Below are 25,749 nucleotides of genomic sequence, written 5' to 3'. Positions count from 1 at the left end.
GAAGTGAAAACCACTGCTATCATCGTTGCCGCAGGGGTGGGAAAACGAATGAGGTCTCCCATTCAAAAGCCTTTCATTGAATTGAGGGGCCGTTCCATATTAGCGCATACCCTCCTTCAATTCGAGGGAGCTGAGTCCGTAAGCGAAGTAGTGCTGGTGGTTTCAAAAGAGTCTTTGGAGCAATGCGAAGAGGAGATTATCAAAGGTTCGGGCTTTCAAAAAGTCCGGTGCCTTGTTCCAGGCGGGGAAACCCGCCAGGAATCGGTTTATCAGGGATTGATCCATTCGGACCCGTGTTCGGATATAATTCTGGTCCATGATGGGGTTCGTCCTTTTGTTTCACAAGGGGTGATCCGAAGCTGTATCGAAAAGGCCCAGGTTCATGGGGGGGCTTTGGCTGCCCTTCCGATCCATGAAACGGTCAAACAGGTTGGAGAAGATGGTTGTGTGGAGGCAACAGTAAACCGGGAAATACTTTGGCGGGCTCAGACTCCCCAGGTTTTTCAAAGACCAATTTTGGAGAAGGCTCACCGGGAAGCTTTGGCCGAGGGTTACGAAGGGACCGATGAGGCTTCTCTGGTTGAACGCCTTGGAATTTCCATCCAAATTGTGGAAGGGGAGGTGGAAAATATTAAAATTACCACTCCGGAGGATTTGGCCCTGGCTGAGTTTTATTTAAAACAGAGAGAGGGACAAATTTCGGTGGAATTATGAATCGGGTGGGTATCGGATATGATGTTCACCCTTTTTCCCCCAATCGGCCGTTAATCATCGGAGGAACGGTAATTCCCTACCCCCAAGGTTTGGCTGGCCATTCCGATGCGGATGTTCTGGTTCATGCCCTTTGTGATGCCTTGCTGGGTGCCCTGGGTTCGGGAGATTTGGGAACCCATTTTCCAGACTCTGACCCGGCTTTTAAAGGCATATCCAGCATGGTCTTGCTGGACCGGGTTTTTAAAATGGTTCGGGAGAAGGGTTACGAGGTACAAAACTTGGATGTCATCATTCTGGCGGAAGAGCCTAAAATGGGGCCTTATAAAACTGAAATACGTTCCCGAATAGCAAAGGCCTTGGACGTTTCTGAGACATCCGTGAACATCAAAGCCACCACGCAGGAAGGTCTTGGCTTTATTGGAAGAAAAGAAGGCATTGCTGCCCAGGCCATCTGTTCCCTGAGTAAGGTTCGAAAAATATGACATATCCGGGGAAAAGAAATCGTGACACCCAAGTAATATTTATTTTGAAAAAATTCCCCTCCGGGGCCATGCCAAGCGTCTCTTTTAAAATGGTATAGAGCAGGGAATCATGTTTCCAACCATTCGACGAGACCTACAAGCTGTTTTTGACCGTGACCCAGCCGCCAACAATCTCCTTGAAGTCTTAATCAATTATTCCGGATTTCACGCCATCCTTTGGCACCGACTTACTCACAAACTTTGGCTTTACAAAATCCCCTTTCTCCCCAGGCTTTTGTCTCAGGTGGTTCGTCTTTTTACGGGAATTGAAATTCACCCTGGGGCAAAAATAGGACCAGGGTTTTTTATCGATCATGGAATGGGGGTGGTGATTGGGGAAACCAGTGAAATTGGAGAGGATGTGACCCTTTTCCAGGGGGTAACCCTGGGAGGAACGGGTAAGGAAAAAGGGAAACGCCATCCTTCTCTTGGAAATCGCGTTGTCGTGGGAGCCGGGGCAAAGGTCCTGGGTGGAATTACCGTTGGGGACAATGTCAAAATTGGAGCAAATTCCGTGGTTCTGCGGTCCGTTCCCTCGGATTCAACGGTGGTGGGCATTCCTGGCCGGATTATCCGTGGACCTGCTTCCAGCCGTCCATCGGTACAGTTGAATCATACCGATTTGCCTGACCCTGTAATGGAACAATTAGAATATATGGCACATGAAATTGAGGACCTTCGTGGACAGGTTGAGCGGATCAAAAAGGAAATGGAAGGGGGAAAATAAACAGGTTTTTTACCCCCCTTTCAGCGAAGTTAGGTCCCGATTCTTTCATTGAACCCCTTATTTCTTCATTCCAGCGTAATTTTCTTGACAGCAGAAAACAACTGTTTTAATATTTCCCAGATTTCAAGAAGTTGGAGGATTTTATGAACCTTGATGATTTAAGATTTACCGAAGACCATGAATGGGTCCGGAGTGAAGGAAAAAGAGCGGTAATTGGCATTTCGGATTATGCCCAGGATCAATTGGGAGACATCGTTTATGTGGAAATGCCAGAGTTAAATGCGGAAGTCAGTACCGAAGATGAAATTTCAGAGGTTGAATCTACCAAAACCACTGCCCCGGTGTTGTCACCGGTCAGTGGGCGGGTGGTAGAAGTAAATGATGAGTTAAACGAAAACCCTGAAATGATTAATGAAGATCCCTATGGAAAAGGGTGGATTGCCGTCATTGAAATGTCTGATCCCTCGGAGTTGGAAAATTTAATGAATCAAAAGGAGTATGGGAAGTTTTTAGAAACGGAATCCGATGAAGAAGAGGAAGATTTGGGTGAGGAAAGATAATCAATGGGTGTTTTTCCCTAAGGAGAAAAAAACCCAGTCCTTTGGACTGGGTTTTTTCTTTTGAACAAATGGTAATTTAAATTTTTGGTAATTAAGGGCAGATAAAGTCGAGGATTAAATGCAGAAACTGGATAAGGAGATGGACCTCATCGCGCGGGGAACATTGGAGGTTATTCAAGAAAATGAGCTTCGGGAAAAATTGGCAAAATCCCACCAAAACCATACCCCCCTCCGTATTAAAGCCGGTTTTGATCCCACCGCACCGGATCTGCATTTAGGGCATACTGTGTTGATTCAAAAATTAAAGCAATTTCAGTATTTGGGACATGAAGTTTATTTTTTAATCGGGGATTTTACGGGGATGATTGGAGATCCCACAGGGGTTTCGGAGACAAGAAAATCATTAAGCCGGGATGAGGTTTTGGAGAATGCTAAAACTTACGAACAGCAGGTGTTTAAAATCCTGGACCGGAAAAAAACAAAAGTGGTTTTTAACAGTGAGTGGATGGAGAAAATGAAGGCGGAGGATCTCATACGGCTCTGTGCACAATATAATGTGGCCCGGATGTTAGAACGGGATGATTTTAGAAAAAGGTACCATGAGCAGAAACCCATCAGCATCCATGAGTTTCTCTATCCCTTGGTTCAAGGGTATGATTCGGTTGCCTTGCGGGCGGATGTGGAACTGGGCGGCACGGATCAAAAATTCAACTTACTCGTAGGCCGAGACCTCCAGCGTTCGGTGGGACAGGATCCCCAAGTGGTGATTACACTCCCCTTATTAGAAGGAACCGATGGGGTGAAGAAGATGAGTAAGACATCGGGGAATTATATCGCCCTGGAAGATTCGCCTCATGAAATGTTTGTAAAGATCATGCAAATTCCCGATACGATTATGCTGAAATATTTCGAATTGTTGAGTGATCGGTCCATTGAAGAAATAAAAAAGTATGGAAAAAGTTTGAATTCAGGGGAAGTGTCTCCCCGTGATTTAAAGATGAATTTAGGAGAAGAAATTGTTACCCGTTTTCATGGGATGGATCAGGCAAAAAAAGCAAAACAGGCCTATGAGGAAAGCGCAAAAATGTTAAGCGGTAAGGCCGTTGGCACCGCGGGAGTTATTGGTGATATTTCCATTGGGGATTGGAAGGGGGATCAGGTTGAGGTTCCCTTAAATGAGTGGAAAGGTGGAAAACTTTGGATTTGCAGGTTAATTGTCATAGCATCCTTTGCCAAAAGCAATGGCGCCGCCCGTCGGTTAATTAAACAAGGGGCAGTAAGAATGAATGGAACCACGGTAAATGATGAGGGGCTTGAGATTGATATTACCCAGGTCCCATTCCTATTAAATGTGGGGAAAAATAAAATTGTCAAAATTGTGGTTCCAAATGAGGGAAAATCCGGATAATTTAGTTTTTAAGGCTCATCGTGGAAGTGGGTGGGTAAATTTCGTCATTCCCGCGAAAACGGGAATCCAGGAGCGGAACGCCCTATAACGCGCGTCTCGCTCGTCCCGCCCCCGGGGTCGGACCAAGTTAAGGAATAAAACAGGGGCGGGAAGAAAAGTGATAAAAGGGGATGGGGGATTTGAGCTTCGGGAAACCATTGGCCCTTATAATAATCTTTTTGAGGGTGAAAAAGGGGGGTTAAGGTTTGAGAAGGGGTATATTTGGAAAGTTTAAACTTTTAAATCAATGTGTTAGCTTGGTCCGACCCTGATCAATGATTGTTAAATCAACCCTGTTTTATAAATCCTGCATTTTCGAAAAAAAAGTCGAGGATTGGGAAAAGAAATGGAGGAGTTGGGGAGAAGATAAGGTATTTCAAAGGGAGATAAATGAACTTAGTGTGGGATTGAGAAAGGGGCGTTTGCCAAAAAAGGTCCATAAAGAATGCCCCAATATTAACGTTACGTGCGTGACATTTTGTTTGTTCGGACCGAGGGATGGGAAATCATTTTTTTCTTTTTATTTTTTTCGGAGAAGACCAAAGGCCAGAAGGCCGGAACCCATTAAAAGAAGTGTTGCAGGTTCAGGGACACTCGCCAAGCGAGCGGTTAGGAATTCGGGTGTGTTTCGGCCGTTGGTATAAAACTGGCTTCCCAAGCTTAATTTTACAAAGAAGGGATCTGGAACTAAATTCCCACTCACAATAGGTGAAATATTTGAAAATAAAATGGTTTGTGAGTAAGAATCCCCCGATATAGAATAAGGCAGTTCACCGGAACCTGGTTGCTGGTTGAAAAGGTTGATGGGTGAAGTAAAAGAATTTCCTTGGCTATCAAAAAACTGGATGGTTTCCGTAAACCCGAACGGATCATTTACACCAGATAAATCCAAATCGGTGAAGACGAATTCAAGGGATGCATTGGTTGAGGAAAGATTAATCGGTTCAAATCTTAAATACATGGTCAAAGAATTTTGAAGGCCTGATCCTATATCGGAAACCGTTCCCGCAGTCCCCCCTGGAACCGAAGTGACACCATAAACCCCGCTGTAGGTGCTGCTTAAGGGTATGAAAAACTTTATTTCTCCCGTTTGGGAGTTGTAACAGGAGGCTCCCTCCAAACTCGGACAGGTGGGGACGGCTTGGGTGGAAGACCCAAGAGATTCCACAGGTGTACCGAAATAAACGGGGATCGCTTTAGCATTTGGTGCAAAAGCTAAAATTATTCCCACGGACAGGGTTGAAAGCAAGAAACGAATGAACAAAGTGAAACCTCCTTTAGAATTTGCACCAAAATAGTGCAACTTTGATACCTATATATATTTCAATTCCATCTCTAAAACTCAGCTTATGTATCCATTTGTTTTTATTTGAAATTTTGTTATTTAAAGGTAAAAAAATACGAGAAAAAATTTTGGGTTTTAAATAATGAAAAATTCTTCCAAAAATTGTTTCTTTATTTAATAAAAAAATTGACTTTAATGGGAAAAATTTTCCCTGGAATTAGCTTATGTGGGACCAAGTTAAGGCATTAAAATATTTCTATTAAATTGTGATTTTCAGAAGTAAATTTAGACTAAAGAGGCCTTTATAAATTTTCTTGACTTGCAACCCTTCGGTATCGTTTAATATTTCCATCCATAAGGGATCCAAAAATATAGCGGTTAGGGTTAGCCCTATTTTTTTATAATACCAATAAAAACGAATAGTTAGATCTGCATTATTTTGTCCCTGAACCCTTCGAGGCGGAAATAGACCACACATTTTTTTGGGGGGGTTGTAGCCGAGGGCAATCTCCATTTCTGGCCAACATGAACTCTTTTTCGTTAGGGCGTGTTGGCTTTTTTGTTTTGAGAAAAAAATCATTAATCTAGTCGTTTTTTGACTGCCATTCAGTGAGGGAAAAGTATGACGACAAAAACTTCAAAAATCATTTATACAAAAGTAGATGAAGCGCCTTTATTGGCGACCTATTCTTTTTTCCCGGTCATCAAAGCCTTTACAGGGGCGGCCGGGGTTGCTGTTGAACAGAGAGATATCTCTCTTGCCGGCCGAATTATTGCTAATTTTCCTGAATTTTTAACGGAGGCCCAAAAACAATCCGATGATCTGGCTGAATTAGGGGAGTTGGCTAAAACGCCCGATGCCAATATCATCAAATTGCCCAATATCAGTGCCTCCATTCCCCAAATGAAAGCGGCCATTAAAGAATTGCAGGAAAAAGGCTACAAGCTTCCTGCCTATCCCGAAGATCCGAAAAGCGACAAAGAGAATGAAATTAAGGCGAGATACGACAAAATTAAAGGATCTGCTGTCAACCCGGTTTTAAGAGAAGGAAACTCAGATCGCCGTGCCCCGGCCTCAGTGAAAAACTACGCAAAAAAACATCCACACAAAATGGGTCCCTGGACCGCGGACTCAAAAACACATGTGGCCCATATGAGCAAGGGAGATTTCCGATCCAACGAAAAATCGGTGACGGTCGCGGAAGCAACCAATGCAAAAATTGAATTTGTGGGTAAAGATGGAAAGACCATCGTCCTGAAAGATAAATTACCCCTTCAGGCCTGCGAGGTTATCGATTCCACCTTCATGAGCCGCGGGGCTTTGAGGGAGTTCCTTGAGGCCCAGATGGAGGATGCAAAGAAAAGGGGTGTTCTGTTTTCACTGCATCTTAAGGCCACCATGATGAAGGTGTCTGATCCTAAAATTTTTGGCCATGCGGTTTCGGTTTTCTTTAAAGATGTTTTTGATAAACACAAAGCCACATTCGATAAACTGGGTGTGGATCCAGATAACGGGCTGGGTGACCTTTATGGGAAAATTAAAACCCTGCCGGATACCCATAGGGCGGAAATCGAAGCGGATATTCAGGCCTGTTATAAGAAACGGCCGGAACTGGCCATGGTCAACTCAGATAAAGGCATCACTAATTTACATGTTCCCAGTGATGTCATTATTGACGCCTCCATGCCCCCTATGATTCGTGATTCAGGGAAGATGTGGGGTCCCGATGGAAAGCTTCACGATACCAAGGCCGTAATCCCCGATGGGAGTTATGCCGGGGTATACCAGGAAGTGGTGGATTTTTGCAAAAAGAATGGGGCCTTTAATCCTGCAACCATGGGATCGATTCCCAATGTGGGACTCATGGCCCAGAAGGCAGAGGAATACGGATCTCACGACAAAACGTTTAAGGCCCCTGGAAATGGAACCATTCGTGTGGTGGATAGTTCCGGAAAGACCTTGCTGGAACACCAGGTAGAAGAAGGCGATATCTGGCGGATGTGCCAGGTGAAGGATGTGCCGGTACAGGATTGGGTCAAGCTGGCCGTCAACCGGGCCAGGGCCACCGGTGTACCTGCGGTGTTTTGGTTGGACAAAAACCGGGCCCATGATGCGGAGTTGATCAGAAAGGTGGAACGCTATTTGAAAGATCACGATACCAAGGGGCTTGAGATCCACATCATGTCTCCCGCTGAAGCGACCCGTTTCTCTCTGAAACGGATGAAAGAGAGTAAAGATACCATTTCCGTGACGGGAAACGTTCTTCGAGACTATAACACGGACCTGTTTCCGATCCTTGAAGTAGGGACAAGCGCAAAAATGCTTTCCATCGTTCCGTTGGTGAATGGCGGTGGATTGTTTGAGACCGGTGCAGGAGGCTCTGCACCGAAACATGTCCAGCAGCTTCAGGAGGAAGGCCATTTAAGATGGGACTCCTTGGGCGAATTTTTGGCCCTTGCCGCCTCATTGGAACACTTAAGCAAAACCACCCATAATGCAAAAGCCCAGGTTCTGGCCGATACCTTGGACCGGGCCACCGGAAAATTCCTGGATAGTGATAAATCCCCTTCCCGTAATGTGGGCGAGCTGGATAACCGGGGGAGCCATTTCTATCTCACTCTATATTGGGCGCAGGCTTTGGCTGAGCAGACAAAGGATAAGGACCTTCAAGCCCGTTTCTCCAAAGTGGCAAAACAGCTTGAAGAAAGTGAGGCGAAAATAGTTGGAGAGTTAAACGGGGCCCAAGGAAAACCGGTGGAAGTGGGGGGGTATTATCGTCCGGATTTGGAAAAGGTGACTAAAGCAATGCGTCCGAGCCCAACTTTCAATGCCATCGTGGATGCCATTGCTTAAAAGGTACACCGGCGGTTGGAATGTAGCTTTTTGAGGAATTTTCACAAGTCTATTAAAGAAGGCCAACACGGTATCCTATAAAGGGCCAAAACGTTGGCCTTTTTTGTTTGTGAGGATATTTTTACTATTGGTGAAATTGAGCCAAGACTTTAATCCTCTTGACCATATAAATGACAGAGGTTAAGATGATCCGACTTATTCCCAGGTTCCTTTTAATTTCCTAAAGGGCGGGAGGTAAAATGGTTCGTCGGTTTCTGGTTGGGACCCTTAGGCAGGCCAGGCGCTTGGTGGTTGCAGTGGTAGGCTTCACGGTATTATTAATTGGAGTGGTCATGTTTTTTACTCCCGGACCCGCTATTCTTGTGATCCCTGTGGGCTTAGGTATTTTGGCAACAGAATTTTTATGGGCCCGACGGCTGCTCAAACAATTTAAAGAAAAAGCCACTCAAATGGCCAATAAAGCAAGAGGGAAGAAAACAGGGGCAAAGCCAGAGGCAGAGACCCCTTTTCCTACAAACCAGGAGAAGGGACCCTCGGCGTGAAAACAGCTCCTTTCAACCAAAAAATCAGTCCATTTCTATCTTTAAAAGATTCTTCTATCCAAATGGCGGTGGATATTTTGCGAAAGGGAGGCCTGGTTGCCTTCCCTACTGAAACGGTCTATGGGTTGGGGGCAAGGGTGTTTGATTCAAAGGCCATTTCGAAAATCTTCAATGTAAAGGGGCGCCCTTCGGATAATCCCCTGATTGTCCATGTAGCCGATTTAAAGCAATTCACCCTGGTTGTAAAAAAGGTCCCACCCGTTGCTGAGAAGCTTATTAAAGCGTTTTGGCCGGGGCCGCTGACATTGATCCTTCCCAGGGCATCAAAGGTTCCCCCGCAGGTGTCTGCGGGGTTATTCACGTTGGCGGTTCGGATGCCTAATCATCCCCTTGCCTTGCACCTTTTACAAGAGTTGGGAGAACCCGTTGCCGCCCCCAGTGCCAACCGGTCCGGGAGGCCAAGCCCCACCCAAGCGAATCATGTCCGAAACGAATTGGGGAATGAGGTGAAAATGGTATTGGATGGAGGCCCTTGCCCCGTGGGTTTGGAATCCACTGTTTTGGATATCACCAAAGGGGTGCCGAGAATTTTACGCCCAGGGCAAATTACCCTTGAAAACCTTGAGGCGGTGATTGGAAAGGTTTTACCCTATGAAACGTCATCGGAGGATAGTTTGGTAAAATCCCCCGGGAGCAAGCACAGCCATTATGTTCCGAATGTGAGGATTATTTTAATTCCTGAAAAAGAATATACGAAAGAATGTGAACGGTGGAAGAGATCCGGAAAAAAACTGGGTGTTTTATCCAGGAAAAAATTTGATGTTCCAAAAGAGGGTTTTCTTTTTTATCGGCAGTGTGAAGGGGATGATGCGCTTTATGCACAGAATCTGTTTTCCGCTTTTCGCGATGCCGAAGCAAAAGGGGTTGAGGTTCTTTTGGTGGAACAAGTGGCTAAAAAAGGTTTGGGTGTGGCCATCATGGATCGACTTGAACGTGCAGCGGAGGGTTCAAAATGAGTCAAAGATTCGATGGACCGGTGGTATTAAAAACGGAGTGTCATTCCCTGGGAGCGAAAAAGGCCGGTAAAGTCCGTGATATATATGATTTGGGAGAGCATTTGCTCTTGGTGGCGACGGACCGAATTTCAGCTTTTGATGTGGTGCTTCCGCAGGGCATTCCGGGAAAAGGTTTTGTCTTAACACAAATGTCCGTGTTTTGGTTTGATTTAATTTGGAATAAAGAGAAAATCGTTCATCATCATTTAATTTCTACCGACGTATCCCAATTTCCAAAAGCCTGCCAGCCTTATAAAGATATTCTTTCCGGCCGGAGTATGCTGGTCAAAAAGGCAAAGCCATTGCCGGTGGAATGCATCGTCCGAGGGTATTTATCCGGGTCCGGCTGGAAAGAATACAAAAAACAGGGAACCGTCTGCGGGGAGTCCCTGCCTCATGGATTAAAAGAGTCGGACCGGCTTCCGGAAACCATCTTTACCCCTTCCACCAAAACAACGGAAGGCCATGACATTAATATTTCCTATGAAAAAATGAAGGGTTTGGTTGACCCTGCCGTGGCGGAGGAAGTGAAGGAGAAGAGCCTTCAGGTTTATAAAAAGGCTTCTGCTTATTCCGAGAGCCGAGGAATTATTATTGCCGATACCAAATTTGAATTTGGAATAGATTCCGCAACCCAACGACTATTAATCATTGATGAGGTGCTTACACCGGATTCATCCCGTTTTTGGCCTAAAAACCTGTACTCCCCCGGCGGGGCTCAGCCCAGTTTCGATAAACAGTTTGTGCGGGATTATCTGGATTCCATTTCATGGGACCGTAATCCTCCTCCCCCCGATTTGCCCAAAGAGATTATCGAAAAAACCAGCCAGAAATATTTTGATGCATTAGACCAGTTGACCGGGTAAAAGAGGAGATGCTCCCCCGCTTTCTTTGTTTTTGTCATTCCCGCGGAAGTGGGAATCCAGAAAATTACTAGATTCCCGATAAAACATTTCGGGAATGACGGTCTATTCCTATTCATTTCAAGGGAGAGCAAAATTAAACCATGGCAAAATCAAAATCCTTTTGGCTGATGAAATCGGAACCCAGCGTTTTTTCCATTGATGATTTGAAATCATCCAAAAACAGAACCACCTATTGGGAAGGTGTCCGGAATTATCAGGCCCGGAATTTTCTGCGGGATCATTTGAAAGTAGGGGATGGGGTCCTCTTTTACCACAGCAACGAAGATCCTGTGGGTATAGCAGGAGAGGCGGTGGTGGTCAAAGAAGGCTATCCCGATCTAACTGCCTTTGATCCTAAATCTACTTATTTTGATCCTAAGAGTGATCCCAGAAAACCGACCTGGTTTAGGGTGGATGTCAAATTTGTGCGCAAGTGTGGGGAAGTGATCACCCTCAAGAGGCTCAGGGAAATACCTGCTTTAAAAAAGATGATGGTGGTCCAAAAAGGGTCCCGGCTGTCCATTCAACCGGTGACATCCCCAGAATGGCACGCTATTATGAAATTGTTTTGATCAAAAAAGAATCCTTTCTGGCATGTCATTCCCGAGAAAACGGGAATCCAGTGTTTATTTATACTTGCTAGAATCCAGATAAAAAATTTCGGGAATGACAACAAAAAGGGTTTCTTGCTTTTGTTTTCCACAAACCTCTATCCTCAAACCTTTACCGGAGTGTGTCGTCATTCCCGCGCAAGCGGGAATCCAGGTATTTTGATCCCTCCCTCCCTCCTTTCTTCCTTAAAATTTGCCAAAAAAACCCCGAAATGATTTAATTTATCTTAAGGCCACCTCAAGCAGTCATTCCCGAAAAAACTGTCCCCGTATTCTTTAAACGGGGATCGGGAATCCAGAATATTTATCTTACTTTTTTGATGAATTCACAACCTTTTAAATTCAATTTAAACCTGGCCAAAAAGGTATGTGACCGATTGGGGGTTTCTGGTTCACCTGTAGAGATCTCCGGTCCATTGGGAGGTCAGGTGAATAAAAGTTTTCTGATCGTTTTGGATAATCAAAAGAAATGGGTTTTGCGCATTGATGGCGAGGTTCAGTCTTTTGATAAGATTCAACGTGAATCCGAAATCTATCGCTTTCTACAGGAATCTGCCCCTAATTTAACAATATCTAAAGTTTTCCTTTCAGATTGTTCAAAGGAGATCATTCCAATGGATTACGCTTTGATGGAATATCTGCCAGGGGTGGGAGTCGGTGAAAACATAGAATCCCTACCGCAAAAAGCCAGGGATTCCCTTTTGAAACAAATTGGGGAGACTTTAAAACGGTTTCATCAAATCAAAGTTCCTGGTTTTGGATTTCGTCATTTTGATCGAAAGGTGTATCCAAAAGCAGAATCATGGCGGAAATTTTTAGAACAGGAATTTTACAAGGAGCTGGAAGGGGTGGAGAAAAAGGTGGGGTATGCTCCCCGTTGGAAGGACCAATTAACCCATTGGGTTCAGGAATGGTTAGCCATCCAACCTGAAGCGATTGACCCGGTTTTTCTTCATGGAGATTTTCACTATGATAACCTTAAAATTAATTTAGATAAAAAAGACACTCCAAAACTTTCAGGAATATTTGATCTGGAATGGGCCTGGTGGGGAGATCCGGTTGGGGATTTTCTCCATTTGGAGGAAGCCTTCTTTTTATACCCTCAAGATTTGGCTCCCTTTTTATCGAGTTATCAGCGGTCTGAATTCCCAAAAGGAGAACTAAAAATTCACAGGGTTCTACATTCCCTTCGCCTGTTCCGGTTTTGGCTGGAGTTTTTGCCGGAACCCAATTGGAAAGAGGTGGGGATTTATGAAAAAAGGCTCCGGAATTTGGCAAAGGGGAAAGGGGTTTTTGAATAAATAAGTCGGGTTCATAGAATTTCGAATGAGATTAATTTCTTTTTAACAATTTTGCTTGGGACAGAGCAGGGTGCCGTTTTAAGGATTGAGAGATGGATACTATTTCTTCTTATGAATCAGTACAACAGAATGGTGTAATCATTTTATATGTGTTAGCCGGTTTGTTTGTAGTGGGGGTTATCTCTCTTTTGATCAGTATTTCTTTCTTAATAATTAAAGCAATGTTTTTTAAAAATGGCAGACAGGATTATAAGCCATTACAAAAAATGGGCCTTCAGGATTACAGGTCGGTTTTAGAAGCTTTCCCGTTTTCGAAAGGAATGATAAAACTGAGCATATATATATTTTATATTTGGGGATTAGCCTTTGTAACCGGTGTGTTTTTAATTCTTTTATCGGTTTTTTTTTTTGAAAAATAAGAGGTGTGAAAAAGGGCAAATCGCTTGTTGTTTATGGGACTCCCCAAAATAATTTATTGGGAATTCATTAGACCCTAGATTCCCGCTTCCGCGGGAATGACGACCTAGGCTGGTAGAGGTTTGAGGATAGAGGGTGGAGGTTAACAACCCCTCTAAAATCTCCTTGATGTCATTCCCGAAAGGTTTTATCGGGAATCCACGGGTCTTGATTTTACCCCGATGAGGGAAAGACGGCCCTCCGTAAAATATATATTATCTTACATTTCCAATGTCTTGATCCATTCGCAGGTTTGTGCAATTCCTTCTTTGAGAGAACGTGGGCGGTAGCCAACTTCATTGATGGCCTTTTCGGAGGAGTAGACCCAGGAGTGCTTGTAGGCCTCGATGGCTTTCCAGGTGAGTCTGGGGGTGTTTCCCGTCAAGCGCGCCCGGAAATGTTCGATCAATCCCGCTGTCCTGGCTGTCCAAAAAGGGACATAGCGAACTTTGTGTTTTAATCCGGTGACTTCCTGAATGAGCCCTTCAAGATCGTTCAACTTTATATTTTCCCCACCGAGAATATAGCGGTTTCCATTTTGACCTTGTTCCGCTACCCGGATCAAACCGTCTACCACATCGTCAATGTAAACGACATTCAATGATTGGGAGCCCTTACCGGGAATAAAAACCGGTTTTCCTGTTAGATAATCCAGTAACACCCGGTTAAACGAGTTTGAGCGGATTTCCCTTCCAGGGCCATAGACCAGGCCTGGGGAAGCGATGATGATGTTTGGCCCTTTGTCCAGGAAATGGGTGATTCTTTTTTCTGCTTCTATTTTGGTTCTTTGATAATGGGAAATGACCCGGTTGGAGAAATGGGAAGATTCGTCCGCGATGAAATCATCCGTTGGTCCCAGTGTCATAACCGTTGATGTGTAAACCAACCGTTTTACCTCCGCTTTTTGGGCTGACTTCAATATATTTTCGGTTCCCTTGATGTTGGCCCGGTCAAAATCCTGGGGTTTAGGAGCCCAAGCCCTGGCCAAGGCCGCCAAATGGTAGACTTGGGTGCAACCCTTCATAGCATCGGCCAAAGTTTCCGCATTCGAGAGATCTCCGATGACAATCTCCGCTTTTTGGAATTCAGGGGGAAGGGTTTTTCGGGGGTCCCGAAGCAGGATGCGGACGGTTTGTCCCTCCCGAATTAATTTTTGGGTCAGTGCCTGGCCGATAAATCCGGAGGCACCTGTTATAAAAATCAACTTTTCATTCCTTTTATTTTAAAAATTTATGCAAATTGAAACCTAAGAGCAGTTTCTTGATTTAAGAACCGAGCCCCCAAAATGTTCACCCCCCACCTATCCTCCCCCCATCAAGGGGGGAGGAATAAACATTTATATTCCCTTCCCCGTTTAGGGGGAATAAATATTTGTGTGTCCTCCCCCATCCAGAGAGGACGTTTCATTTACTGTGTCTTTTATCCCCCGTTTCCTTTCCAAGGGTAAGGATTTAGAGAAGGGGGAATTGTAATTTAGATTACAGCCTTTTTTATTCCATTCAAATATAATTGGTCTGTTTAATTCTAAAGGTCTTGACATTTAGATAGGAGTCCTATTAATAATTGAACGTTTTCAAACCCAAAACCTTATTCCTCCTTTTTAAACCATGTATCCCTTTTTGTCTACACATGAATGCGCTCAAATGTTAAAGGCCATGTCTGATGGTACCCGTTTAATGATGATTAAGAGTCTTTTTGAAGGAGAGAAGTGCGGAACCGAAATAGCCAATGAATTGAAATTACCACAGCCCCAAGTGGCCCATCATCTGGGAATCCTCAAAAATGCATCTCTTCTTATGTCCAGACGTGAGGGGCAAAGGGTCTATTATAAACTGCACCCCGTTGTCCGGGAATCCATTTTGAAACGAAAAGAGCAGGCCATCAATCTGGGGTGCTGTAAAATCTCTTTTCCTGGTTAGTTTGTTTGGGTTTTTTTTGGGTAAATCTATGGATGTATCAACATATGAGCATAGTTTTTAAAAAGAATGGGGAACCGGGGATTATTTAAGATTTTGGGGGTCAAAATTTCTTTCCCTATTGGTTTGGGTTGGGGCCTCTTTTTATTCCTCGTCTCCGGTTGTTCCAATCAAGCCAACACTGAACATCTTATTCGTATGGCGGGATCATCTACGGTGCTTCCTATTGCAACAAAGGCCGCGGAGAAATTCAGGGAAAGTCAATCGGGGGTAAAAATTACGGTTAGCCCCGGGGGTTCAGGGGTAGGCGTTCGGTCCCTGGGAAACGGTTTAATTGATATAGGGATGGTTTCCCGTACCCTGTCGGAGGAAGAACGGGTTCGTTTCCCGACCGTGAAGTTTATTTCAAATGTTATTGCAAAAGATGCGGTAGCCGTGGTGGTCTCTTCTGAAATTTATGATGCCGGTGTGACGGAATTGTCCGGTGAAATTAATAATTGGAAAGAACTTGGAGGTCCGGATCGGGAAATCCTCTGTATCGATAAAGAGGTGCACCGGGGGACACGTCATGTCTTCATGGAATATTTCTTTAATGACCCCACAGGGGTGGCCAAGGGGGCTGATATTGTTTCGGGGTCCAATAACGAGGAGCTGACCAAAATCACATTGAGCGATTCTGCCATCGGGATGCTTTCCGCGGCTTGGGCGAATCAGGATGTGAAGGATATCGGTTTAAAAAACAACGGGAAAACGGTTTATCCCACAAAGGAGAATATTAGAAACGGGGTATACCCCATATCACGGGATCTGATTTTTTTAACAAACGGGGAACCCAGAGGGAAGGTTAAAGGTTTCATTGATTTCCTTTTGGGCGAGGCAGGGCAGAAAATTATTGAGGAAAGCGGGTATGTTTCTCTTCATTAGAGGTTTCCTTCCGAAGCTGGGTTTATGGGGATCTTTTTTTATTTCCATGGGGTTGGTGGCGTTTCTGTTTTTTTTTCTGTTGTGGGAGAGCCTTCCAATTTTTACCAATGAGGGGTTTGGCTTTCTTTTGGGCAATCAATGGCATGCGGGGGAAGTCTATGGTGCCCTTCCTCTCATTTATGGAACGTTGGTCGTGACGGGGATTGCTTTGTGTTTGGCCCTTCCCCTGGGATTGGGAACGGCGGTCTTTACGTCTGAATTTCTGCCCATGAAATACCGGCTGGGTATTAAGTCGATTATGGAGCTGTTGGCGGGGATTCCCGGCGTTGTTTACGGCTTGCTTGGGATCGTCTTTGTGACCTCCGGAGTGAAAAATCTGTTTCATCTTCAAAATGGAAATACCCTTTTTGCCGCGGGGTTTATTTTGGGGATTATGATATTGCCAACCATCATGACACTTTCCGATGATGCTTTAAGAAGCGTTCCCCGGCCCTTTCGGGAGCAGGCGTTCGCTTTGGGGCTTAACCGCACAGAGACCATAGTACAGGTGGTGATCCCCAATGCATGGAAGGGAATCGGGGGGGGTGTTACTGGGAATCAGCCGCGCCATGGGAGAGACCATTGCGGTGATGCTGGTCATCGGGAGCATCGACCGGATTCCAAAACTCTTTTATAATATTTTTTCTCCTGCCCAAACCATTACCTCTAAATTGGGAAGGGAAGCCGCGGAAGCGGTGGGAATGGGGATGCATTGGAATGCGCTGATCGGGTTGGGGTTGATATTATTTATTTTAGTTGCGGTTTTTACCTTTTTTGGGAATTTGGCCTTTGCAACCACGGCTCACCGGATCATTCAGGGGAATAAAGGATGAGGCGTTTCAAAACATTTTTCTTTTCTTTGGTATGTTGTGTTTCAGCTTTTTTTTCTATTTCCTTTTTATTTCTAATTCTCAGCGTAATTGTAATAAAAGGGGGTTCGGCCATTCACTGGGAATTTTTGACGCAGCCCTCAAGATCCATTGGTCAGGAAGGGGGAATTACCTATCAAATCCTTGGAACCCTTTTACTGATTTTCGGGGCGGGTTTGATCAGCCTTCCCGTGGCCTTGGGTGCAGTGATTTACGAGACGGAATATTTAAAGCCCCCTTTTCAAAAAGCGGCCAATATATTGATCTTCTCCTTAAATGGGGTTCCAACCATCTTATTCGGTTTGGTGGGTTTTTTAATTTTCGGTTTATATTTGAGATGGGGAATTTCATGGGCTTCCGGATGTGTCATTTTGGGGGTGATGATCTTACCGACTCTGGTGATCAGTATTAAAGAGGGAATTCAGACCATTCCATTGATCTACCGTGAGGCGGCTTTGGCTTTGGGGATGACGAAAGCCCAGGTCATTCGAAAAGTGGTCATTCCCCAAAGTTTCCATGGTTGGGTGACGGGGTTGTTACTGGGGTTGGGCCGGGCTGCGGGGGAGACCGCTGCCATTTTGTTTACCGCCACGGCTTTTTCAGGGGTGACCCTTCCTCAATCCTTTATTGAACCGGTTTCTACACTGCAAACCCATCTTTTTGTGCTTTCCCAAGAAGGGGTCGGGTCTGTGTCTCTTACCCATGCCTGGGGTACCGCGTTGGTTCTTCTTTTTAATCTGAGTTCTTTGGCGGTCCGGTTTAAACTTACTTGGGAAGGGGAGAGATGAAGGCGGTTTTTCAATTAAAAAATCTTTCACTGTTTTATGGGAAAACCCCTGTATTGGAAGGGGTAAATCTGTCCATTTATGAAAAAAGGGTTTTGTGTGTGATTGGCCCCTCCGGTGCAGGAAAAAGCAGTTTTCTTCGAACTTTAAACCGAATGAATGATCTGATTCCATCCTTTCGTCTTTCGGGATCGGTTTTGTTTGAAGATCATGAAATTTATAAAAACGGAATGGAGGTCAGTCAGGTTCGAAGGAGGGTGGGGATGGTTTTTCAAAAACCATGTATGTTTCCAACTTCCATTCTTGAAAACCTTTTATTCGGAATCAAGCGCCTGGAGCGAAAAGGAAAAAGAGAATTATTGGAAACCGCAGAAGAAACCTTACGGGAGGTTTCCTTATGGGACCATGTGAAGGATCGCCTCCACAAACCCGCCGGAACCCTCTCCCAAGGTCAGCAGCAGCGGCTGGCCATCGGGCGGGCGTTGACCATGGACCCTTCGGTTTTGCTTCTGGATGAGCCGACGGCATCCCTCGACATTCATTCAGCCGAAGCAATCGAAAAACTGGTAAAAGGCCTAAAGGATAAAATGACCGTTGTTTTGGTCACCCATAAATTGGAACAGGTGGAGCGGACGGGGGATGATTTCATTGTGATCGATAATGGAAAAATTCGTGAGGCGGGTTCAACCAGGGAATTGATCAAGGAAACAAATAAAGAAAAAAAAGTTGGGATTCCCCATTGGAGGAGGTTTACCGAAATTAACCTTTTAGGGATGATTGTCGATCAAAGAGGGATTATAGGAAAAGAGGTTCCTTAACTTTTTGGCTTAAACCCTTTGGCTTGATGAGTGGCGATGACCGTTGTGTGAATTCCTCCCCGGATATAGAAATCACCGGAGACTTCCATCCACCTGGGCTGTGTGGCTTTCACCAGGTCATTGAGAATCCGGTTGGTGACCGCTTCGTGGAAGGTTCCTTCATTTCGATAGGACCAAAGATAGATTTTTAAAGATTTCAATTCAACGCAGCGTTTATTGGGAATGTACCGGATTTTGATGGTGGCAAAATCGGGTTGCCCGGTTTTGGGACAAAGACAGGTAAATTCAGGACAATCCATGTGGATTTCATAATCCCTTTCCGGTTGGGGGTTCGGAAAGGTTTCCAGGTTTTTTTGGGGACGGGTAAGCATGGGGTTTAAATTTTAATTTTCTGTTGGATCATAACTTAATGATTTTCTGAAAGCAAGGTCTTGGGATTCGATTGGGTAGGGGTTCGAGGTTAGGTAGGACGAAGGGGTGTAAAAGGAGGATTTCTTTTTCTGGATCATCGAATAGAGTGGCTATTTTTCCCCTTAGAAAGGTTGTTTTAAGAAGAGAATCGGCAAAATCCTTTGTTTTTTCGGGAAAATGGACCGTTGACACCCCTTTTCAACTGTTATAAAATTTTTCATACTAAATGCTAATCTTTCGTAAATGGTGAGGAGGAAAGAATGGGAAAACCGATCAGTGTGAATGGAAAAATATGGGAGCCGGAAGTGTTACAACCCCAAGAATTGGTGATGGTGGATTTTTGGGCAGTGTGGTGCGGCCCATGCCAGATGATTGCTCCAGTGGTTGAAGAGCTTGCCTCAGAATATGAGGGCAAGGTCCGGGTTTGTAAGCTCAATACGGATGAAAATCCGGAAATTGCAGGCCGTTATCAAATAATGGGGATTCCAACCCTGATGTTTTTTTCCGGGGGGCAGCCCGTTGACAAAATTGTAGGGGCCGCTTCCAAAAAACAAATAAAAGATAAAATTGAAGGTCTATTGGCCCAATAAGGGGGTGTTGCTGAAAGGCCCCATTCTATTTCCTCTAAACTTTATTCCTTTCGGTAGAAATCCCCAAAGGTGATTTAATGCTTCGGGAGTTAATGGTTCAGGATTTTGCCATTATTGATAGAGCGCAGTTGTCTTTATCCGATGGGTTAACCGTTTTGACCGGCGAAACCGGAGCGGGGAAATCTATCTTGGTGGATGCCCTTGAGGTTCTTCTCGGGTCAAAAGCTTATCAACAGCTTATTCGAACGGGGTGTGAGGAATGCCGAATTGAGGCGGTATTTGAAATTGATGAGGAACATCCATTACATACCTTTTTGGAGCAATTTGAGATTCCTTGCGAAGATAACCAACTTTTGGTGAGACGGGTTTTGCCCCGGTCGGGGAAAGGGCGTGTTTTTATCAATGATCAAATGGTGACGCTGAGTACCCTTCAAAAAATTGGAGAATTTTTGGTAGACCTTCACGGCCAACATGATCATCAGTCTTTATTACAAGTTAAAAACCATCTGAGTTATTTGGATACATTTGATGGACTGATATCCGAAAAAAAAGATTTTGAAGAAGCTTATACCCGATTCAAGAAAGCAGACGGCAGTTTGCATGATTTAAAGAACAAAGCGGAACATCTTTCCAAGCAAAAAGAGGAAATGGTTGAGATGATTCGAAAAATAGAAGAAACCAATCCTGGGGTTGATGAAGAGGAGTCTCTCCTTAGAGAGCGAGAGATCTTAAAACACTCCCAGCAGCTTTCCCAATGGGCCAATGAAGCCTATGGTTTTTTGGCGTCTGATGAATCCGCTATCCATCAAACCCGAAAAGCCCTGAGCCATATCGACCATATTCAACAAATTGACTGCAAATTTAAGGAGGTCAAGGAATGCGCTGAGACCGCCCTCGCTCATTTAGAAGAAGTATCCCAGCAACTCCGGAATTATAAGGAGGAGATAGAGTTTGAACCTCACCGGCTAGATCATATTGAAGAGAGACTATTTCAGTTGCAAGGATTGAAGCGAAAATTTGAAGGAAGTATCGAAGATATTTTGAAGAAGAAGGAAAAAACGCAGGAAGAGCTCTCGTCCTTTGAAAATATTGATAAGGAAATTTCTTCTCTTCAGGAGTCCTTTGATCATCATCTGGAAAATTCAGTAAAGGCCGCTAAATCGTTGTCTCGTGCAAGGGCTAAAAAAGCGCAATTGCTTGAGAAGCATATGGAAAAAGAACTGGATTCTCTTCGAATGGAAAAATGTCGCTTTAAGGTTTCGATTCGGCCACTGCCCCAGGAAAAACACTCTTTTTTAGACCCTTCGGGTATGGATCAGGTTGAGTTTCTTATTTCCAGTAACGCCGGAGAGGATTTAAAACCGTTGTCCCAAGTTGCCTCAGGAGGAGAGCTTTCCCGGTTGATGTTGGCTTTGAGGCTTCCCCGGGGTAAAAAGGAATTTACCCGAACTTTGATTTTTGATGAAGTGGATGCAGGGTTGGGAGGTGCAGTCGCGGAGGTTGTTGGGGAGAAGTTAAGAAAATTGTCCCAAAATTTTCAGGTGCTTTGTATAACTCATCTTCCTCAAATTGCCAGTCAAGCGGATGCCCATTATGTTATTTTTAAAGGTCAGCACCAAAACAGGACCCTTACTCATACGAGACGTTTGAGTAAAGACCAGCGTGTAAAAGAAATTGCGAGGATGTTAGGGGGGAAGAAAATAACACCCACCACGTTGCAACATGCAAAAGAGATGTTGGGAAGTACGCACCCCGGGTCCTTGGGCTAGCATAGCCCCCACGGGAAAGATGGGTTTATTTAAAGTTTAAGAGGTTGATTCGTTTAGGTTCAAGGGGAGAAGCTTGTCTTTTTCCTCCCGGATTATGCTCAGAAAAGTCTGAACGATATCGGGATCAAATTGCGTTCCGCTACAGGTTTCCAATTCTAATTGAATAGCTCCTATAGGCATTCCCGTTCTGTACGGTTGATCATTGACCATGGAGTCAAAAGCATCGGCAACGGTAAGAATCCGCGCTAAAAGAGGTATTTTTTGTTGTTTAAGACCATCGGGGTATCCCAGACCATCAAATCGTTCGTGGTGATGACGAATGACCTCTAGGACCTCAGGGGGGATTCCGATCGGGGAAACTAAATCTACCCCGATGATAGGGTGTTTCCGGGTCACTTCCCTTTCTTCTTCTGTAAATTTCTCTTCTTTCAATATGATTTTGTTATCGATTCCAATTTTTCCAATATCGTGGATATAGGCTCCCATTTGTAGAATTTCCTTTTGTTTTTGGGAAAGGTTCAATTCTTGTGCGACGAGCAAGGCATAATGGGAAACCCGGGTGGAATGGCCTTTGGAATAAAGGTCTTTGCTTTCAAACAATTCAGCCAATGTTTTTGCAAACTCCAGATTTCCAATGGTTGCCTCTTCCTTCAAATCGGGTTTATTTTTATCAAGAATTCTTTTCACCTCTTCCAGAAATGAGTATTTCTCGGATAAGTTATTTCTTACTTCGTTAAGATTTGTTTCCAAACCTACCAAATTTCCAAGGTCTTGTAGGAAACCTTTAAGTTGATCATAAAGTCTCTTTTTCTCTAATGTTCTATTAATGATGGAGACGATTTCAGAAACGTTAAAAGGTTTTAAAAGATAATCAGAGGCTCCAAAACGGATCCCTTCCACCGCACTTTTTAAGCTTCCAAATCCTGTAATAATGACTACCTCTACATCTCCGCTCAATTTTTTAATTTCTCGGAGGACCTCGGTTCCATGAAGGTCAGGCATCTTTAAATCCAAAGTGACTAAATCGATCTCTTCCTTTTCTACGATTTGAAGAGCTTTTCCTCCCGTTTCCGCGGTATATATACCATAAAAAGGTTTTAAAATCATTTTTAAGGATTCTCTTGGACCCGCTTCATCATCCACAATTAGAATATTAGGTTTTGTTTGCATGTTTAACCTTTCTTACTTGAATATGAGGGTTGAAAAACAATTTGGTCTGGGTCAGAGGTTTCCATAAAGTATTTTGAAACGCCCTATCCTTGATTTAAATTGAATGACTTAATGGTTGAATGGTTTATTCCAAACCGCCAACAAGAAGTTTTTCCTAATGGTTAGGGGGGAAAGAGTGCAAATCTTATTCCATTAAAAATAAAAGGGAAAATTTAAAAAGGGTCCTCTAAAGTGCCTAACCGCTTAGGAAAAATCGGTTTCGTTCAAAATGGTGAACTAGGAAAAAATTTACCAAAGTACAATTTTGATCCATACATTTGAGGGAGTTAGAAATATATTCAGAATCTATTGAAAAAAGAGTGGTTTTTAATACGTTCCCTTTTGAACATTATAAAAACTCAAAATAACCAATATCTTCCATGAAAAAGTTTAAAAAGGCTAAATATTTATTGGGGAAATTTAATTTCTAAAAAGAAAAAGGAAGGAAGGGAACGAGGAAAAGTATAAAAGAAAGCAAAGGAAGGGGCTTTAACCCATTAATTGAGATCGCTGAGGTTTGACTCAGGGTTCTGGCTGTCGGGGGGAGTTATACCCAGAGTATCCATTTTGTATTTTAATATTCTCCTGCTAATTCCCAACAGGTTTGCTGCGTGGGTTTGAACAAAGTTTGTTTTCCTTAGTGCACTGAGGAGAATATCTTTCTCAAATTCTAGAAGCGCATTCTCAAAAGAAATGTTGCCAGAAAGTGTTTCTTCGCGGAGGGAATTCGTCCGGATTTGTCGATTCAGTTTATCCGGGAGATTTTCAGGGGTAATGAGCTCTTCTGGGGTCAAGGTGACCACTTGTTCAATAATATTTTCCAATTCACGAACATTTCCAGGCCATGGATGCTTCAAAAGGAGGTCCATTGCCGAGTCCGAAAAACGTTTGGGTTTTTTATTTTCTTCTTCCGCTTTCTTATTTAGAAAGTGTTGAATAAGAGGGGGGAGATCTTCTTTCCTTTTCCGTAAAGGGGGAAGAAATAGCGAAACAACGTTTACCCGGTAATAAAGGTCTTCCCTAAATAATTTTTCTTTGACCGCATTTTCCAGGTTTTTGTTGGTTGCGGCAATTAAACGAACATCGACTTTAACTGTTTGGGTTCCTCCCAAACGGAGAAATTCTTTTTCTTGAATTACCCTTAATAGCTTGGCCTGTGTGGCCGGGCTTAAATCCGCAATTTCATCTAGGAAAAGAGTTCCCGAATTGGCCATTTCAAAATGACCCAACCTTCGAACCCTTGCGTCGGTAAAGGCCCCTCGCTCATGGCCAAATAGCTCACTTTCGATCAGGGTTTCAGGGATGGCCGCACAGTTTATTGCGATGAAAGGTTTGTGCCTTCGGGAGCTATTATAATGGAGTGCTTTGGCAATCAGTTCTTTTCCCGTTCCACTTTCCCCGGTAATGAGAACGGTTGTCCTGGTATCAGCAATTTGTTCAATTTTTGAACACACTTCTTTCATGGGGGGGCTTTTTCCCACCAAAATATTTCCGAATCCAAATTTCTTTTTGACTTCCCACCGAAGGGTTTTTACTTCCCGCTCAAGGTCCTGCTTTTCTAAAGCCCTTTTGATTAGAATCGAAATTTCTTCCACATCGAAGGGTTTTGTAATGTAGTCGGTTGCCCCCAGCTTCATGGCCTCAACGGCTGTTTTTACTGTTTTGGTTGCTGTAAGCATAATAACGGGAAGAATAGGGTCAATCTCACGAATCTTCTTAAGAACCTGAATCCCATCCATCTTTGGCATAAGGATATCCAGAATAATAAGGTGGGGATGTTCCTTTTCAAAACACTGAACTGCTTCTTCCCCCTCAGAGGCAAAAAGAATTTGATATTCATTTTTTAAAATAAGTTTTATTGATTCTCGTACACTATATTCGTCATCAACAACTAGGAGCCTATGCATGGTTTATTCTCCAAAGGGGTTTAGGGAGACCCTCGCCGATCTCCGAAAGAAATGGGAAGCCATTTAATGCGCCTTTCGGAATTTCTGCGATCTTTAAACGCTAATGGGAATGAGTGTTGACGGCGATCACACATGGGTTCCTGGGAGTGTGAAAAAAACCTTTCCGTGGTTTCCTTCAGAGAGGGATAGAAAATAACCTTAAAAACAGAACGGGTGCCGATGGTATCTTCTTTGATTTGACCGTTTAGGCTTTCGATAAACCATTGGGCCAAAATCAGGTCTAACCCCTTTAATGGCCCAGATACGGAATTTTTTGGGGGGAAAAGTATTGTAATCACTAATCCTCCAGGAGGGGATTCAGAAAGTAATGGTTCCGTCTGGATTTCAATATCGTGGAGCCCCCCCAGGTTTTCCTTAATGGCATTGAATAGAAGTTTAAAGGTATAAGAGGCTTTTGATTCATCAATCAAAAACGGGGAAAGCGTCTGTAATGGAGGGGATATCTTCATTTTTCCCTGCCCCTCTTGGTTAACGGCCTTAACCTGGTTCTCCAAAATTTGAAGTAAATTGGAATGGGGTGTTAACGTGTCTAGGTGTTCAGAAAATTCGATTAGAGATTCCACGGTTTGATCAATTTTTCCGATTTCATTTTTGACGATTGGATAAAATTCTTCTCTAAAACCTTGATCATTAAAGTTATCTTTCAAAAGCTCGGTAAAGGTTTTGATGGCAACCAGAGGGTTTTTGATTTTGTGGGCTATTTCCAGGGTGAAGAAATTGATTAAACGGGTCGGGTCCGAAAATTTGAAAAAGAGTTGTTTTTCAGAGGTAGTGAAATTATCCTGGAATTGCAATTTATGGTTAGAAAATTTTGGGATTTCGATAGGGGGTATCATTTCCCTCTTTTCCTGTTTTAAAAAAGTTGGGAAAAGGGGTTCATCCGCAATGTTTTGAAAAGAAATTTCTTCAACCTCATTGGGGAGAGAGTTTTGAAAAAAGTTTTCTGAAATTTCAGATGGAAAAATGTGTTTTCCATAAGGGGGAAGAGGTTCCGTAAATGAAAACAGTTTCTGTTTCCAATCTTTTATTCCGATCCTTTTGGCAAGATCTTGAATTAGTTTTATTTGATCCATAGAGGTTGAAATTTGATTTATAATGCCCCCCTGTTGATATTCCTTGAAGGGTCCCTCCAACGGTAGGTCGGAAAAAAAGTATATGAAAATATCGGGGTGTTGATCGATTAAATGGATGATTAAATCTAAGGAATCGTGAGAAGGGGGCTGGTCCCCAAGTTTACATATGACCGCAATTTGAAAGGTGTGTGCTTGAATTAAAGTTTGGGCCTCGCGGGCAGTCCCTGCCTCAAAAACTGCCCCATCGGCAGATAGAATTTTACGGGTTAGGAAAGAGAATTCTGGGTCAGGGTAAACGAACAAAAGGTTAAGGGGTTGGGAAAGGGGGGCAGTTTTAAAAACCTGTAAGCTCTCCTGAAGTGCAGACACAGGAATCAAGACTCCTTCTAGTTCTAAAAAAA

At 43.8% G+C, this 25,749-nt stretch carries 26 protein-coding genes; 20 read left to right on the top strand and 6 right to left on the bottom strand.

What is annotated here, in order from left to right; genetic code table 11:
* Positions 1-3 precede the first annotated feature (3 nt).
* From ispD to tyrS, 5 genes are all read left to right on the top strand, one after another.
* The gene (ispD, locus tag VGB26_14475; GenBank protein HEX9758983.1) at positions 4-714 is read left to right on the top strand and encodes a 2-C-methyl-D-erythritol 4-phosphate cytidylyltransferase; all 711 of its coding nucleotides are present in this window, start codon (positions 4-6) and stop codon (positions 712-714) included.
* Positions 711-1,196: a 2-C-methyl-D-erythritol 2,4-cyclodiphosphate synthase gene (ispF, locus tag VGB26_14470; GenBank protein ID HEX9758982.1), complete on the top strand. Its 486-nt coding sequence runs from the start codon at positions 711-713 to the stop codon at positions 1,194-1,196. Before ispD ends, ispF begins: the two co-directional genes overlap by 4 nt.
* Before the next feature lie 109 nt (positions 1,197-1,305).
* The gene (gene cysE / locus VGB26_14465) at positions 1,306-1,962 is read left to right on the top strand and encodes a serine O-acetyltransferase (GenBank protein ID HEX9758981.1); all 657 of its coding nucleotides are present in this window, start codon (positions 1,306-1,308) and stop codon (positions 1,960-1,962) included.
* A gap of 143 nt (positions 1,963-2,105) precedes the next feature.
* On the top strand, positions 2,106-2,522 hold the full coding sequence (gene gcvH / locus VGB26_14460; GenBank protein HEX9758980.1) for a glycine cleavage system protein GcvH: 417 nt from the start codon (positions 2,106-2,108) through the stop codon (positions 2,520-2,522).
* Positions 2,523-2,640: 118 nt separating this feature from the next.
* The gene (gene tyrS, locus VGB26_14455) at positions 2,641-3,930 is read left to right on the top strand and encodes a tyrosine--tRNA ligase (GenBank protein HEX9758979.1); all 1,290 of its coding nucleotides are present in this window, start codon (positions 2,641-2,643) and stop codon (positions 3,928-3,930) included.
* Between the two features lie 559 nt (positions 3,931-4,489).
* Here the strand turns inward: tyrS and VGB26_14450 are convergent.
* Complete coding sequence (locus VGB26_14450) at positions 4,490-5,233, bottom strand: PEP-CTERM sorting domain-containing protein (GenBank protein ID HEX9758978.1); 744 nt, start codon at positions 5,231-5,233, stop codon at positions 4,490-4,492.
* A 643-nt stretch (positions 5,234-5,876) separates the two neighbouring features.
* Here VGB26_14450 and VGB26_14445 point away from each other — a divergent pair.
* The 7 genes from VGB26_14445 to VGB26_14415 all read left to right on the top strand — a co-directional run bounded on the left by VGB26_14445 (position 5,877) and on the right by VGB26_14415 (position 12,941).
* Positions 5,877-8,108 carry an NADP-dependent isocitrate dehydrogenase gene (locus tag VGB26_14445; GenBank protein HEX9758977.1) on the top strand — a complete coding sequence of 744 codons (2,232 nt, stop codon included), beginning with the start codon at positions 5,877-5,879 and terminating at the stop codon, positions 8,106-8,108.
* Positions 8,109-8,347: 239 nt separating this feature from the next.
* Positions 8,348-8,650, top strand: a complete 303-nt coding sequence (locus tag VGB26_14440) for a PGPGW domain-containing protein (protein ID HEX9758976.1) — start codon at positions 8,348-8,350, stop codon at positions 8,648-8,650.
* Positions 8,647-9,666, top strand: a complete 1,020-nt coding sequence (locus tag VGB26_14435; GenBank protein ID HEX9758975.1) for an L-threonylcarbamoyladenylate synthase — start codon at positions 8,647-8,649, stop codon at positions 9,664-9,666. The genes VGB26_14440 and VGB26_14435 overlap by 4 nt, the downstream gene beginning before the upstream one ends.
* Positions 9,663-10,571, top strand: coding sequence for a phosphoribosylaminoimidazolesuccinocarboxamide synthase (locus VGB26_14430; protein HEX9758974.1), 909 nt, complete (start codon positions 9,663-9,665; stop codon positions 10,569-10,571). Before VGB26_14435 ends, VGB26_14430 begins: the two co-directional genes overlap by 4 nt.
* Positions 10,572-10,711: 140 nt before the next feature.
* Complete coding sequence (locus VGB26_14425; protein HEX9758973.1) at positions 10,712-11,182, top strand: EVE domain-containing protein; 471 nt, start codon at positions 10,712-10,714, stop codon at positions 11,180-11,182.
* A gap of 359 nt (positions 11,183-11,541) precedes the next feature.
* The gene (locus tag VGB26_14420) at positions 11,542-12,522 is read left to right on the top strand and encodes an aminoglycoside phosphotransferase family protein (protein HEX9758972.1); all 981 of its coding nucleotides are present in this window, start codon (positions 11,542-11,544) and stop codon (positions 12,520-12,522) included.
* 92 nt (positions 12,523-12,614) lie between these two features.
* Complete coding sequence (locus tag VGB26_14415) at positions 12,615-12,941, top strand: hypothetical protein (GenBank protein ID HEX9758971.1); 327 nt, start codon at positions 12,615-12,617, stop codon at positions 12,939-12,941.
* Between the two features lie 257 nt (positions 12,942-13,198).
* Here VGB26_14415 and VGB26_14410 read toward each other — a convergent pair whose 3' ends face one another.
* On the bottom strand, positions 13,199-14,182 hold the full coding sequence (locus VGB26_14410; GenBank protein HEX9758970.1) for an NAD-dependent epimerase/dehydratase family protein: 984 nt from the start codon (positions 14,180-14,182) through the stop codon (positions 13,199-13,201).
* Between the two features lie 439 nt (positions 14,183-14,621).
* Here VGB26_14410 and VGB26_14405 point away from each other — a divergent pair, with 439 nt between their 5' ends.
* The 6 genes from VGB26_14405 (at position 14,622) to VGB26_14380 (ending at position 18,329) form a co-directional block, all read left to right on the top strand.
* A complete protein-coding gene (locus tag VGB26_14405; protein HEX9758969.1) occupies positions 14,622-14,897 on the top strand; it encodes a metalloregulator ArsR/SmtB family transcription factor in 276 nt (91 codons plus the stop codon).
* A 93-nt stretch (positions 14,898-14,990) separates the two neighbouring features.
* Positions 14,991-15,818, top strand: coding sequence for a phosphate ABC transporter substrate-binding protein (locus tag VGB26_14400; GenBank protein ID HEX9758968.1), 828 nt, complete (start codon positions 14,991-14,993; stop codon positions 15,816-15,818).
* The gene (locus tag VGB26_14395; GenBank protein ID HEX9758967.1) at positions 15,802-16,494 is read left to right on the top strand and encodes an ABC transporter permease subunit; all 693 of its coding nucleotides are present in this window, start codon (positions 15,802-15,804) and stop codon (positions 16,492-16,494) included. The genes VGB26_14400 and VGB26_14395 overlap by 17 nt, the downstream gene beginning before the upstream one ends.
* On the top strand, positions 16,445-16,690 hold the full coding sequence (locus VGB26_14390) for a hypothetical protein (protein ID HEX9758966.1): 246 nt from the start codon (positions 16,445-16,447) through the stop codon (positions 16,688-16,690). Before VGB26_14395 ends, VGB26_14390 begins: the two co-directional genes overlap by 50 nt.
* The gene (gene pstA, locus VGB26_14385) at positions 16,687-17,514 is read left to right on the top strand and encodes a phosphate ABC transporter permease PstA (GenBank protein HEX9758965.1); all 828 of its coding nucleotides are present in this window, start codon (positions 16,687-16,689) and stop codon (positions 17,512-17,514) included. Before VGB26_14390 ends, pstA begins: the two co-directional genes overlap by 4 nt.
* Complete coding sequence (locus VGB26_14380) at positions 17,511-18,329, top strand: ATP-binding cassette domain-containing protein (protein HEX9758964.1); 819 nt, start codon at positions 17,511-17,513, stop codon at positions 18,327-18,329. The genes pstA and VGB26_14380 overlap by 4 nt, the downstream gene beginning before the upstream one ends.
* On the opposite strand, the gene queF is transcribed toward VGB26_14380, so the two are convergent.
* Positions 18,326-18,700, bottom strand: coding sequence for a preQ(1) synthase (gene queF / locus VGB26_14375; GenBank protein ID HEX9758963.1), 375 nt, complete (start codon positions 18,698-18,700; stop codon positions 18,326-18,328). The genes VGB26_14380 and queF overlap by 4 nt on opposite strands.
* 300 nt (positions 18,701-19,000) lie before the next feature.
* Between queF and trxA the strand changes: the two genes are divergently transcribed.
* Positions 19,001-19,330 carry a thioredoxin gene (gene trxA, locus VGB26_14370; protein ID HEX9758962.1) on the top strand — a complete coding sequence of 110 codons (330 nt, stop codon included), beginning with the start codon at positions 19,001-19,003 and terminating at the stop codon, positions 19,328-19,330.
* Between the two features lie 77 nt (positions 19,331-19,407).
* Complete coding sequence (gene recN, locus VGB26_14365; GenBank protein HEX9758961.1) at positions 19,408-21,099, top strand: DNA repair protein RecN; 1,692 nt, start codon at positions 19,408-19,410, stop codon at positions 21,097-21,099.
* A 36-nt stretch (positions 21,100-21,135) separates the two neighbouring features.
* Here recN and VGB26_14360 read toward each other — a convergent pair whose 3' ends face one another.
* The 3 genes from VGB26_14360 to VGB26_14350 form a co-directional block, all read right to left on the bottom strand.
* On the bottom strand, positions 21,136-22,269 hold the full coding sequence (locus VGB26_14360) for an HD domain-containing phosphohydrolase (GenBank protein HEX9758960.1): 1,134 nt from the start codon (positions 22,267-22,269) through the stop codon (positions 21,136-21,138).
* Positions 22,270-22,805: 536 nt separating this feature from the next.
* Positions 22,806-24,215 carry a sigma-54 dependent transcriptional regulator gene (locus VGB26_14355; protein ID HEX9758959.1) on the bottom strand — a complete coding sequence of 470 codons (1,410 nt, stop codon included), beginning with the start codon at positions 24,213-24,215 and terminating at the stop codon, positions 22,806-22,808.
* Between the two features lie 20 nt (positions 24,216-24,235).
* Complete coding sequence (locus VGB26_14350) at positions 24,236-25,717, bottom strand: histidine kinase dimerization/phospho-acceptor domain-containing protein (GenBank protein HEX9758958.1); 1,482 nt, start codon at positions 25,715-25,717, stop codon at positions 24,236-24,238.
* Positions 25,718-25,749 lie beyond the last annotated feature (32 nt).

This window comes from Nitrospiria bacterium (assembly GCA_036397255.1).
Taxonomy (GTDB): domain Bacteria; phylum Nitrospirota; class Nitrospiria; order DASWJH01; family DASWJH01; genus DASWJH01.
This window is presented reverse-complemented; position numbering and strand designations above follow the sequence as displayed.

Bases quoted from the DNA above. Each gene is read 5' to 3' on its own strand.
- VGB26_14425 (HEX9758973.1), top strand. From the start codon at position 10,712: ATGGCAAAATCAAAATCCTTTTGGCTGATGAAATCGGAACCCAGCGTT.
- VGB26_14405 (HEX9758969.1), top strand. From the start codon at position 14,622: ATGTTAAAGGCCATGTCTGATGGTACCCGTTTAATGATGATTAAGAGT.
- VGB26_14440 (HEX9758976.1), top strand. From the start codon at position 8,348: ATGGTTCGTCGGTTTCTGGTTGGGACCCTTAGGCAGGCCAGGCGCTTG.
- VGB26_14395 (HEX9758967.1), top strand. From the start codon at position 15,802: ATGTTTCTCTTCATTAGAGGTTTCCTTCCGAAGCTGGGTTTATGGGGA.
- pstA (HEX9758965.1), top strand. From the start codon at position 16,687: ATGAGGCGTTTCAAAACATTTTTCTTTTCTTTGGTATGTTGTGTTTCA.
- queF (HEX9758963.1), bottom strand. From the start codon at position 18,700: ATGCTTACCCGTCCCCAAAAAAACCTGGAAACCTTTCCGAACCCCCAA.
- tyrS (HEX9758979.1), top strand. From the start codon at position 2,641: ATGCAGAAACTGGATAAGGAGATGGACCTCATCGCGCGGGGAACATTG.
- VGB26_14420 (HEX9758972.1), top strand. From the start codon at position 11,542: ATGAATTCACAACCTTTTAAATTCAATTTAAACCTGGCCAAAAAGGTA.
- VGB26_14430 (HEX9758974.1), top strand. From the start codon at position 9,663: ATGAGTCAAAGATTCGATGGACCGGTGGTATTAAAAACGGAGTGTCAT.
- VGB26_14445 (HEX9758977.1), top strand. From the start codon at position 5,877: ATGACGACAAAAACTTCAAAAATCATTTATACAAAAGTAGATGAAGCG.
- ispF (HEX9758982.1), top strand. From the start codon at position 711: ATGAATCGGGTGGGTATCGGATATGATGTTCACCCTTTTTCCCCCAAT.
- VGB26_14360 (HEX9758960.1), bottom strand. From the start codon at position 22,269: ATGCAAACAAAACCTAATATTCTAATTGTGGATGATGAAGCGGGTCCA.
- VGB26_14355 (HEX9758959.1), bottom strand. From the start codon at position 24,215: ATGCATAGGCTCCTAGTTGTTGATGACGAATATAGTGTACGAGAATCA.
- trxA (HEX9758962.1), top strand. From the start codon at position 19,001: ATGGGAAAACCGATCAGTGTGAATGGAAAAATATGGGAGCCGGAAGTG.
- VGB26_14380 (HEX9758964.1), top strand. From the start codon at position 17,511: ATGAAGGCGGTTTTTCAATTAAAAAATCTTTCACTGTTTTATGGGAAA.
- gcvH (HEX9758980.1), top strand. From the start codon at position 2,106: ATGAACCTTGATGATTTAAGATTTACCGAAGACCATGAATGGGTCCGG.
- cysE (HEX9758981.1), top strand. From the start codon at position 1,306: ATGTTTCCAACCATTCGACGAGACCTACAAGCTGTTTTTGACCGTGAC.
- recN (HEX9758961.1), top strand. From the start codon at position 19,408: ATGCTTCGGGAGTTAATGGTTCAGGATTTTGCCATTATTGATAGAGCG.
- VGB26_14415 (HEX9758971.1), top strand. From the start codon at position 12,615: ATGGATACTATTTCTTCTTATGAATCAGTACAACAGAATGGTGTAATC.